This is a genomic window from Nocardia suismassiliense, from assembly GCF_900269665.1.
Lineage (GTDB): Bacteria > Actinomycetota > Actinomycetes > Mycobacteriales > Mycobacteriaceae > Nocardia > Nocardia suismassiliense.
In genome coordinates, this window is the sequence record NZ_LT985361.1 from 7,737,943 (window position 1) to 7,749,723 (window position 11,781).

General features: G+C 65.1%; 4 protein-coding genes. All 4 read left to right on the top strand.

The features are described 5' to 3' along the window. Positions 1 to 31: 31 nt before the first annotated feature. Positions 32 to 8,500, top strand: coding sequence for a type I polyketide synthase (locus DBO33_RS34515; RefSeq protein ID WP_107658780.1), 8,469 nt, complete (start codon positions 32 to 34; stop codon positions 8,498 to 8,500). A 35-nt stretch (positions 8,501 to 8,535) separates the two neighbouring features. After that, a complete protein-coding gene (locus DBO33_RS34520) occupies positions 8,536 to 10,104 on the top strand; it encodes an NAD(P)/FAD-dependent oxidoreductase (protein WP_159080677.1) in 1,569 nt (522 codons plus the stop codon). A gap of 335 nt (positions 10,105 to 10,439) precedes the next feature. After that, positions 10,440 to 10,916, top strand: a complete 477-nt coding sequence (locus tag DBO33_RS34525) for a PaaI family thioesterase (protein ID WP_107658782.1) — start codon at positions 10,440 to 10,442, stop codon at positions 10,914 to 10,916. A gap of 14 nt (positions 10,917 to 10,930) precedes the next feature. Then, the gene (locus tag DBO33_RS34530) at positions 10,931 to 11,776 is read left to right on the top strand and encodes an SDR family oxidoreductase (protein WP_199856845.1); all 846 of its coding nucleotides are present in this window, start codon (positions 10,931 to 10,933) and stop codon (positions 11,774 to 11,776) included. Positions 11,777 to 11,781: the final 5 nt, after the last annotated feature.

Sequence of the window (11,781 nt, forward strand, 5' to 3'; positions counted from 1 at the left end):
TGATGCATGGATAACGAACAAAGGTAACGCGATGAGTTCTATTGAGAGTTCCACGATCGAGGACGTATCGACCGCAACCGAGGGCATTGCCGTGGTGGGGATCGGTTGCCGGTTCCCAGGACAAATCGCGAGTGCCGACGACTTTTGGCAACTCCTGCTCGACGAGCGGGATGCCATTCGCGATGTCCCGGCGGACCGGTGGACGAAGGAAGCCTTCTACGACCGCGATGCGGCCCGTCCGGGGCATCTTCGGACCCGTGCGGGCGGATACCTCGACGACATCACCGCGTTCGACGCGCACTTCTTCGGAATCACCCCACTCGAGGCGCAGCGGATCGATCCGCAGCAGCGCCTGTTTCTGGAGACGACCTGGGAAGCGCTGCAGGATGCCAATATCGTTCCGGAACGCCTCGCCGGCAGCAGGACTGCCGTCTACGCGGGAGTCTCCGGCCATGATTACGGGATCATTCAGCTCAATCCCGAGAATCGTTACCTGCTCGGCGGCCACACCATGGCCGGTATCACCAACTGTATTGTGGCCAACCGCGTCTCGTATCTGCTCGACCTGCGCGGCCCGAGCATGATCGTGGACACGGCCTGCTCGTCCTCCTTGGTCGCCATTCACCTTGCATGCCGGAGTATCCGCTCCGGCGAGGCGACGATGGCGATCGTCGGTGGCGTCGGCGCGAATATCTTGCCCGAGACCACCATTGCGTTCAGTCAGGGGACATTTCTGTCGCCCGACGGCCGGTCCAAGTCGTTCAGTCGGTCGGCCGATGGTTATGTGCGCAGCGAGGGGTCGGGCACGGTCATCCTGAAGCCGCTGTCGGCGGCCATTGCCGACGACGATCATATCTACGCGGTGATCCGCGGTAGCGCGACCAATTCGGATGGCCGCACGAATGGCATGACCGTGCCCGGCGAGGAATCTCAGACGCAGATGATCGCGGATGCCTGTCGTGATGCGGGTATCGCTCCGTCCGACATCGGTTATGTCGAAGCGCATGGCACGGGAACGCCGGTCGGTGACCCGATCGAGGCGCGCGCACTCGGAAAAGCGCTGTCGGCCGGGCGTAACGGGAACGGGCCGTGCATCGTCGGCGCGGTGAAGTCGAATTTAGGGCACCTCGAGCCTGCGGCCGGAATCGCCGGAATGATCAAGGCGTGCCTGATTGTCAGCAAAGGTGAGATCCCCGCGAACATTCACGCGGCGGAGCCGAACCCGGCGATCCCGTTCGACGAGTTGGGCCTGCGGCTTGCTACCGCCCGTCAACCGTGGCCAGCGGGTAGGCCGCGCCTGGCGGGTGTGAATTCGTTCGGGTTCGGCGGATCCAACGCCCATGTGATCCTCGAGGGTCCGCCGGAACGGGCGCCGAAGCCGGACAAGGTAACCGAGCGTGCGGCGCACGAGCCGGTGCTGTTCAGTCTCAGCGCCAAGTCGAAGGACGCGCTGCGCGCGTACGCCGACAGTTACGCGGACTTCCTCGACGACCCCGCGACAGCTGCGGCGCTGCCCGCCATCGCGTCCACGCAGGCACAGACACGTTCGCATTATGACCATCGCCTTGCCATGGTGTGCTCGTCCGTGGACGAGCTACGCACTGCCCTGCACGACGTGGCGGCGGGCTCGTCGCCCGAGTCGGTGCGCAGCGGTGTCAAAGGGCACGCCGCTTCGAGTGTGACCTTTGTGTTCTCGGGTCAAGGCCCGCAGTGGTGGGGCATGGCGCGCGAGCTGCTCGCCACCAACGAGGTGTTCCGCGCGACCGTCGAGCGCATCGACGCCGAGCTGAGCAAGCACGCCGACTGGAGCGTCATCGAGGAGCTCGGCCGCGACGAGGCCGACAGCCGCATCGGCGAAACCTTCATCGCCCAGCCCGCCGTCTTCGCCGTGCAGCTCGGCCTGGCGGCCGTGTGGCAGAGCTGGGGCATCGTCCCCGCGGCCGTCGTCGGCCACAGCATCGGTGAAGTCGCCGCCGCCTGCGTGTCGGGGGCGTTGTCGTTCGAGGACGCGGTACGGGTCATCTTCCATCGAAGCCGGGTGCAGCAGAAAGCATCCGGAAAAGGGAAGATGCTCGCGGTGGGTCTGCCACGAGACGCGGCGGAGGACCGAATCGCCGCGTATCGCGGGCGGGTGGCCGTCGCGGCGTTGAACGGCCCGGAGTCGACCGCCCTCGCCGGCGACCCCGACGCGCTCGAAGAAATCGAGCGTGAGCTCAATAACGACAAGATCTTCTGCCGCATGCTCCAGGTCAGTGTGGCGTTCCACAGCCACCACATGGATCCGCTGCAGGACGAGCTGATCTCCTCGCTCGCCGGGCTGGAGTCCGGCCCGGCGACGATTCCGATGTACTCGACGGTCACCGGAGCCATCGCCCCCACCAGCGCCCTTGATGCCGAGTACTGGTGGCACAACGTGCGCGAACCCGTGCAATTCGCGCCGACCATCGATCGCCTCATCGAGGACGGGCACCTGACGTTCGTCGAATTGGGCCCGCACCCCATTCACGCGACCGCCATTGCGGAGCTGCTCGACAAGCGGCAAGTCAAAGGAACCGTCGTCGGGTCACTGAATCGCAAGCACAGCGATTGCGTCACCCTGTTGAACTCGCTTGCTTCGCTGTATGTGGCAGGTTTCGACCCGGATTGGGACACCCTGTTCGACGGTGTCTCCGAACGTGTGCCGGTGCCCTTCTACCCGTGGCAGCGCGAAAGTTATTGGCTGGAAGAGGCAACGTCACGCGGCAACCGATTCCCGTCGCTGGGGCATCCGCTCGTCGGGGACGGGAGCCGCGTCGCAGTCGCCGACGAGCCGGGCAAACACGTATGGGAACTGAAGCTCGACCCGGTCCGATTCCCGTGGCTCGACGATCACCGGGTCCAAGGGCCCATCGTCTTTCCCGCGGCGGGACACCTGGACATGGTGATCGGCTGCGCGGAAGATGCGTTCGGTGCGGGCTCGTACTCGCTCGAGAATGTCGAGTTCCGGCGTGCCCTCTTCGTTTTCGACAACCGCCCGGCCTCCTTGGTCCAAGTGGTGCTGACCTCGGCGCTGCAGTTTTCCGTGTACAGCCGTCAGGACGGCGACAAGGACTGGAGTTTGCATTCGCTGGGGACCCTGCGCCGCGATGCTCCCGCCGCCGCGCTCCCCAAACCGCTCGCGGAACTCCAGGCCGAATGCACCGCTGAGGTCGATCCCACGAGTTTCTACGCCGACCTGCAACACAATGGCCTGTCCTTGGGCGCGACGTTCAAGGCGGCCATCAAGTTCACGCACGCCCCCGGCCAATCTCTGGCGCAGCTCGAGACGCCGTCGGCGGCCGCGGACGAGGCGCCGCGCCATGCGTTCCATCCCGGACTGCTCGACTCGTGCATCACCTCGCTCGCCATGGTCTACGACGACGTCCTGCCGAGTAATCGTCCCGACGGCGAAGCCAAAACGCTCTTCCTTCCGGTCGAGGTCAAACGGTTCAGCTATTACCGGAAGCCCAGCGGTACCGTGTACTGCTACGGAAACGCACGCCTGCACGGGGACCCGATGTATCGCGAGGGCGATTTCTTCATCGTCGCCGACGACGGAACGATCGTGGCCGAGTTCGAAGGCATGCGGCTCAAGTCCATCACCCAAAGTACCGATGCGGGCGACGACCTCCTGCAGTCGTTCTACGACTTCCGTTGGCACCCGGCACCGGTACCCGCGAAGACCCGCATCCCAGCCGATTTCCTGCCCTCGGAAGAAGACTTGCACGTAGCCGTCGATCCGTTGATCGCCGAGCTGCGGGACTGGTCGGTCAACAACCACTACCACGCGGTGACGGAAGTGGATATGGATCGGCTGTGCATCGATTATGTGACCGAGGCCTTTTACCAGCTGGGTATGAACTTCTCGATCGACCGGCGCTTCACCCTGGACGAGGTCGCGCGGGAGCTCGGGGTGCACGAGAAACATCGGCGGTACCTCGGTCGCGTACTCGAACTGCTGTCGCTGCAGGGGATCATCGAAGACGACGCCGGAACGTGGCGGGTGCTGATCACGCCTGCCAGGGTCGATCCCGGACGGATACTTGCCCGGCTGCGCGCGGAGCATCCGGAATGCGCGAGCGAGTTCGCGGTGCTGGAGCGCTGTGGCACGAAGCTGGCCGCCGTCCTTCGCGACGAGGTCAATCCGGTCGAACTCATCTTCCCGGAGGACGAGTTCGAATCGGTCGCCGATCTCTACGGGACCTCGTTCTCGTTCGAGAAGACCAATCGCATCGTCCGCCGCATCGTCGCGGAGTTGCTGCGGGCGCTGCCGAGTGACCGACCGGTGCGCGTGCTCGAGATCGGTGCAGGCACGGGCGGCACGACCGGTCATGTGCTCGCTGAACTGCCTGCCGAGCGTGCGGAATACGTGTACTCGGATATCTCGGAGCTGTTCCTCGCCAAGGCGCGCCAGCGGTTCGCCGACAGCGATTTCATGGACTATCGAATCCTCGACATCGAGTCCGACATCGAGGCGCAGGGCTTCGATCCGCACTACTTCGACCTCGTCGTGGCGTCGAATGTGCTGCACGCCACCGCGAGTCTGCGGGTCACCCTCGACAACGTCAAACGTCTGCTGACGTCGCAGGGGCAGCTCCTGATCGTCGAGGGAGCGGTGTCGCCGCACTGGGTCGACCTGACCTTCGGGATGACCGAAGGGTGGTGGAGGTTCGCCGATTACGACCTGCGGCCGGACTACCCGCTGCTGTCCGATGCGGCGTGGCGCGACTTCCTGCCGACCGCTGGCTTCGAGCACGTCCAGGTCTTCTCCGAGCGAGCCACTGCGGAACAGTCCGGCAACTCGGTGATTCTGGCGCGCGGGCAGGCGCTGGACCTCGAGCCGTATCAGCCGCGCGTCGAGCCGGGTGCCTGGGTCGTCCTCGCGGACGCGGACGGTATCGCCGAACGCTATCTCACCATGCTCGGGGAGGCAGGCGCCGCGAGTGTCGTCGTCACCCGCGGCGCGGCCTTCGAGCAGGTCGACGCGCGCAGTTTCCGGGTGCACCCGACGAACAGCGCGGACATGCAGCGCGTATTGGAGCAGGTGCGCGAACACACCGGAGGTGTGGCCGGCGTGCTGCATCTGTGGAACCTGGATTTCGCGGGGTCGGATCTCACCACCGAACTGTTGCCCGAGCTGGAACTGCATGGCGCCTACAGCGTGATCGCGCTGGCGCAGGCGGTTCAGCAGCTGGAGTGGACCAAGGCGCCGCGGTTCTGGGTGGCGACCGCAGGGGCACAGATCATCGAGGAGAGCGACCGCGTCGCGCCCGCACAGCTGCCGAGCTGGGGAATTCTCCGGGTGCTGTTGAACGAGCAGGTCACCCTGCCCGCGAAGATCATCGACTTCGACCCGGCGACGCCGGACGCCGGTCATCGCGCGGCTCAGCTCTTCGATGAGCTACTTCATGTACAGGCCGCGGACGAGGAGGTCGCCTTCCGCGCGGACAAGCGCTTCATCGACCGCCTCGAGCACGTCTCGCTCGCCGAGTTCGAGGCGTCGGTGGCGACGCTCGCCCGCGTGTCGGACGAGACCCCCTTTGCGCTGGCCGCTCCCGCCGAACCCGGGGTCGAGCAGCTTCGGTTCGAAAAGCAGGCCGCGCCGGTCCTCGGTCCGGGCGACGTCGCCATTCGGCCGCTCGCCACCGGCCTGAACTTCCGGGACGTCATGCTGTCGCTCGGGGTGCTGTCGGAGGGCGCGACCTTCGGTGGGTTCTACGAGAACAACCTCGGTGTCGAATGCGCCGGAGTCGTCACGCAGGTGGGATCCGAGGTCGAGGGCATTGCCCCGGGGGATCGTGTGGTCGCCTTTGCTCGCGGGTGCTTCGGCTCGATGGTGGTCGCCGATGCCCGACGGGTCTTCACGGCACCGGCGGACCTCTCGGCCGCCGATGCCGCGACGCTGCCGATGGCCTACCTGACCGCCTGGTACGGCATGGTGGAAGTGGGCAGGCTGCGCCGCGGCGAGCGGGTTCTCATCCACGCCGCCGCCGGCGGAGTCGGGCTCGCCGCGGTGCACATCGCACACCTGCTCGGCGCCACGGTCATCGCCACCGCCGGTAGCGAGGAGAAGCGCGAATACCTTCGAACGCTGGGTGTCGAGGACGTTTTCGACTCCCGTTCGCTGGCGTTCGCCGACGCGATTCGACAGCGCTACGACGGGGTCGATCTCGTGCTGAATTCCCTTCAGGGCGAGACCATTCCGAAGAGCCTCGAGCTGCTCCGCCCCCGCGGGCGATTCGTGGAAATCGGCAAGAAGGACATCTACGACAACTACAAACTGGGTCTGAAGCCGTTCGGCAACAACCTCATCTACGCGGCGATCGACATCGACCGCCTGCTGCTGGAAGATCCGGCGCTGTGCCGCGAGTCCATGACGAAGGTGCTCGACGGTGTCGCGGCGGGCACGCTGCCCGCGCTCCCCCACACGGACTTCGGCGCCGACGACGTGGTCTCCGCGTTCCGATACATGGCGGGCGCCAAGCAGATCGGCAAGGTCGTTGTCGAGTTCGAGCCGGAGACGGAGCTTCTCGTCTATCCGGCCGCGAGCGCGGACCAGGCGTTCGTTGCCGATGGCACCTACCTGGTCACGGGCGGATACACGGGATTCGGTCTGTGGACCGCCCAATGGCTGGTCGACAAGGGCGCCCGCACCGTGGTGCTGGTCGGCCGCCGGGCCCAAGTCGATGCCGAGAACGAGTCGGTGATCGCGGCGATGCGGGAGTCCGGCGCAGAGGTGGTGCTCGAACGGGCCGACGTGTCGAGCGAGGCCGAGGTCGTCGGCCTGCTGGAGCGGCTGGCGGAACTGCCGCCGCTGCGGGGCGTCTTCCACGCCGCGATGGTGCTCGACGACGTGGCGCTGACCCAGATGACGGAGGAGCAGTTCCTTCGCGCCGTGCGGCCGAAGATCGACGGCGCGTGGCATCTGCACAACCACACGCGCGCGCTGGACCTGGACGCCTTCGTCATGTACTCGTCGATGAGCTGGTACATCGGCACGCCTGGTCAAGCCAACTACGCAGCGGCGAACGGATTCCTCGAAGCGCTTGCCGCACACCGCCGCGACCTCGGACTGCCTGCCTTGACGATCAACTGGGGCGCCATCGGGGAGGTCGGGTTCATTGTGCGCAACAAGCTCGACACGCTCGCGCGGATGGGCTGGAAGGCGATCTCACCGGACACAGCGTGCGGCTTCGTCGGGCGGTGCCTGGCGCAAGGTGTCAGCCGCGCAAGCGTATTCGGCGTGGACTTCGTGATGATGAGTCAGGTGATGCCGTCGTTCCGCAGCTCGCTACGGCTCGCCCATCTCGCGGTCGACGGCGCATCGGGCTCGGCCAGCACGTTCGGTGCCGAGAGCCTGCGCGCCGAGCTCGTCGAGCTTGCGCCGGATGAGCGCGAAGCGCGGCTGGTCACGGCACTGTCCGAGCAGGTCTCGCGGATCTTCGACATGCCGGTCGATCGCCTGGCCCATGACGTTTCCCTGACCGACCTCGGCATGGACTCGCTCATGGCAGGCCAGATCCGCAACGTGCTGGCCAAGCAACTCGACATCGACTTCCCGACCATGGGCCTGATGCGCGGGCCCACCCTGGTCGAGCTCGCCACCGATGTCCTCGCCCACGTCTTCGACACCGGGTCCGTGGCGCTGCCCGCATCCGGGGCGGAACCCGCGGGCCCGGAGCGCTGGATCCGCGCGACGAAGGGCCGATCCGACACGGCGACGCTGCGGGTATTCACGCTGCCCTTCGTCGGCGGCAGCGCCTCGGCCTTCACCTCGTGGGCGAACAGCCTGCCCGACACGGTCGACGTGGTGGCAATCCAGTACCCGGGCCGGGACAACCGCATCGACGAGGTGCCGATCGACTCGATGCCCGCCTTCATCGCGGAGCTGGCCGATGCCATGCTGCCGTACCTCGACCGATCCTTCGTCATCTATGGGCACAGCATGGGCGGACTGATCGCCTACGAGCTCACCAAGTACCTCGAGCAGCAGTTCGCCGAGGTACCGATGAAACTCATCATCGGCGGCTGGCCCTCGCCCGAGCTGGTGGAGGGTTACGTGCGGAACCTGAAACACCTCCGCGACGGCTTCGACCTGGACCGCGAATCGGACAGCCGGATACTCGAAGTGTTGCGAGACAACGGCCTGTTCGCCGAACACTTCGACGACGAATCGGCAGTCAAGCCGCTGATACCGGCGGTACGGGCGGACCTCAAGATGCTCGGCAACTATCGCTTCGACAACGGTGTCACGTTGCGTGCTCCGATCACGGTCCTGCGCGGTGCCGAGGACCCGCTGTTCGAGCCGGCCCAGCTGCGCGGCTGGGAGCAGCTGACGATCGGCGGCTTCTCGCTCACCACTGTTCCCGGTGGCCACCTGTTCATCCAGAACGCGAGCGCGCAAGTGATGGAAACGATCGCCGAGGAGCTGTCGGCCGAGAACGCCTTCCCGAGTTTCACCGGTCTCGTGGTCACCGACTAGCTCCAACGGGGATGAACAGCATGAACGGAAGAATCATGAATCAAGTCGAACGTTACGACGTCGTGGTGTGTGGCGGGGGTTTGGCCGGACTGACCGCGGCGAGGCAGATCAAGCGGGCCATGCCCGACTGCACCGTGCTGGTGCTGGAACGCAGCACCGGCGACATTCCCGACGCCGCCTACAAGGTGGGTGAATCGGCGGTCGAAGCCGGTTCGCACTACTTCGCCGAACAGCTCGGCCTCAGTGGGCATTTCAATAGGCAGCAGCTGCCCAAGCTAGGGCTGCGTTTGTTCTTCGGCGATGCCCGCGGCCCCTTCGAGGCCCGGCCCGAACTCGGTTCGCGGCGCTTCCCGCGCGTGCACTCGTATCAAATCGACCGCGGCATCCTCGAACGAGAGTTGCGGCGCGGCGATCGTGAACTCGGTGTCGATCTCGTCGAGCTGGCCAAGGTGACCGATGTCGACCTGGCCGCAGACGACGAGGATCACGTCGTCCACTACGAACTGGAGGGCGAAAGCACCGAACGCACGGTGCGGGCGCGCTTCATCGTCGACGCCTCGGGTCGCCACCGGCTGATCCAACGCAAACTCGGCCTGGGCACGCCGAGCGCGCACAAGATCAACGCGGCCTGGTGGCGCTTCCGCGGTGAATACGACGTAGAGAAGATGGCGGCGGCCACCAGTCCGACCTGGACGCCGAAAACCCAGGAGCGCCGGTGGTTTTCCACCAATCACCTGATGGGTACCGGCTACTGGGTGTGGATGATCCCGCTGTCGTCGGGAAATACCAGCGTCGGCATCGTGACCGATGAGAACGTGCACCCGTTCAGCACTTACTCGACCGAGACGAAGGCCCGCCGCTGGCTCGACGAGTACGAACCGACGCTCGCCAAGTTCGTCGAGAAGGCCGAGATCATCGACTTCCTCAAGGTGCGCAATGCGAGTTACTTTTCCAAGCAAGTGTTTTCGCACCATCGATGGTCCTGTGTCGGCGAAGCAGCCGTATTCCTCGACGCCTTCTACAGCCCGGGCTCCGACTGGATCGCCTACACCAACACCATCACCACGCGGATGATCGAACTCGACCGCAAAGGCCAACTGACCGAGGCGGTCGCCGACACGTACAACCAGCTGCTGCTCGAAGATCTTTGGCCGAGCTACTTTCCGGTCTACCTGAACAACTACCCGATCTTCGGACACGCGCCTGCCATGTTCACCAAGGTCATTTGGGACACCTCGTTCTACTGGGCACTGCCCGCCCAGTTGCTCTTCCGCGGCCTGATCGCCAACGAAGACGCGGCCGCCGAATTCCATCCCATCGCACAACGATTCCATGGCATCCAGCAGCGCATGCAAGCGAACCTGCGGGCCTTCGCGACGCAAACCCGTCCGACGGACGAGTACATGTTCCTCGAGTACAGCAAGGAACCTATCTGCACCCAGCTGCACTTGGACCTGATCACCGACAAGACCGCCGACCAGTGCTTCCGCGACATGCGGCGCAACGTCGACCGTTTGGAATCGTGGGCGGGGTCGTTCGAGCGAGAACTCGCCAAGAGATACGAACTTCCCCAGCCAGAGCCGACCGTGACCGCCGTCCGGTGACGGCAGGCGGGAGGCGAGCGGCGGCGTGTGGAACCGCCCCGAGTTCATTCGTCGATGTTTCGCACTGGAAACGACAGCGACGCTTAAACTGATCATGCTGGCGGAGCGTAAGTTTCGCGCCGCGGAAGGGGGAGCCAGGAGCTCATGCCAGAGCGGTACGCAGCCGTCGTTCGGGCTCGAGCGACTGTGCGATGCCAGCGCCACCCGGCTCGGTGCGCAGCGGGCCGAGGTACCCGGCGCCGGGCACGCCGTCGCACGTGCACCGGGGTTCAACACGATATTGGAATCATTTCTGACAGCGGCGCAACGCAGCCGCGATAACGAAGGATGCACTCATGAGCGATGAAGCGATTCACGGGCACGAACAGATCCTCGAGCACACATTCGCAATGCTTCGCAGCTTTCCCATCCCACCCGGAGTCAACCTCCAGCTACCGCCGCCGTCGACGAAGACCTTGGACATGCAGTTCGAAGAATACGTTCCTGCTCGATCGTTGACCGCGACAGTGGCAGTGCCGCAGCGGTACGCGAACGCCGTCGGCCTGCTGCAGGGGGGATTTCTTTCGGCGATGATCGATGACCTCTTCGGGGCACTCAGTTACCTCACCGCGCGCGGTCCGACGACGAGTTTGGACATGACGACGCATTACCTGCGCCCGGTATTCGCCGGAGAACGGCTGAGGTTGCACACCGTGGTCGTCAAGGGTGGACGGACGGCCATTTTCCTCGCCGCGGAAGCACACAACGGATCCGACAAGCTGGTGGCGACGGCGACGTGCACGCTGCAAGTTCTGCCGGTGCCGACTTCATAAAGCAGAGGAACCCCATGACTGTGAGTCAGCCCTTCGACTACTCGGGCCGCAGCGTTTTCGTAGCGGGCGGTACGAGCGGTATCAATCTCGGCATCGCACACGCCTATGCGAAGGCGGGAGCCAGTGTCGCCGTGCTGTCCCGTAAACAGGCGAAGGTCGACGCGGCCGTCGCCGAACTGCGCGAGCACGGCGGCTCGGTGCTCGGATTCGTTGCCGACGTGCGTGAGTTCGACGCCGTCGCCGCGGCGTTGACCTCAGCGCGGGACCAATTCGGTGAACTGGACGTCCTCGTCTCCGGTGCGGCGGGCAATTTTCCCGCGCCGATCACCGCCATATCGTCGAACGCATTCAACGCCGTCATCGGCATCGACCTGGCCGGCATGTACAACGTGCTGCGGGCGGGGTACGAGCACCTCCGCAAACCCGGCGCGTCGGTGATCACCATCTCCGCACCGCAATCATCGATCCCCATGCCGATGCAGGTGCACGCATGCTCGGCGAAGGCAGGGGTCGACATGCTGACCCGAGTGTGTGCGATCGAGTGGGGCGCAGCCGGTGTCCGAGTGAATGGGGTCATTCCCGGTCCGATCACCGGTACCGAGGGGATGGCGCGGCTGGCGCCGACTCCACAGATCGAGCAGGTCATCACCGATACGGTGCCGCTGGCCCGATTCGGGACCACGCAGGAGATCGCCGACTGCTGCCTCTGGTTGAGTTCGCCGATGGCCAGTTACGTCACCGGAGCACTCATTCCTGTCGATGGTGGGTGGTCGCTCGGCGGCGCGGCGCAGGTGTTCAACGAGATGCGCAAAATCGTCGACAATCCTGATCACCTCGCCAGCTATGGTTCGCGAAGCTAGGTTCG

Excerpts from the sequence above, each read along its gene's own strand:
- DBO33_RS34515 (WP_107658780.1), top strand. The coding sequence starts at position 32 with ATGAGTTCTATTGAGAGTTCCACGATCGAGGACGTATCGACCGCAACC.
- DBO33_RS34520 (WP_159080677.1), top strand. The coding sequence starts at position 8,536 with ATGAATCAAGTCGAACGTTACGACGTCGTGGTGTGTGGCGGGGGTTTG.
- DBO33_RS34525 (WP_107658782.1), top strand. The coding sequence starts at position 10,440 with ATGAGCGATGAAGCGATTCACGGGCACGAACAGATCCTCGAGCACACA.
- DBO33_RS34530 (WP_199856845.1), top strand. The coding sequence starts at position 10,931 with ATGACTGTGAGTCAGCCCTTCGACTACTCGGGCCGCAGCGTTTTCGTA.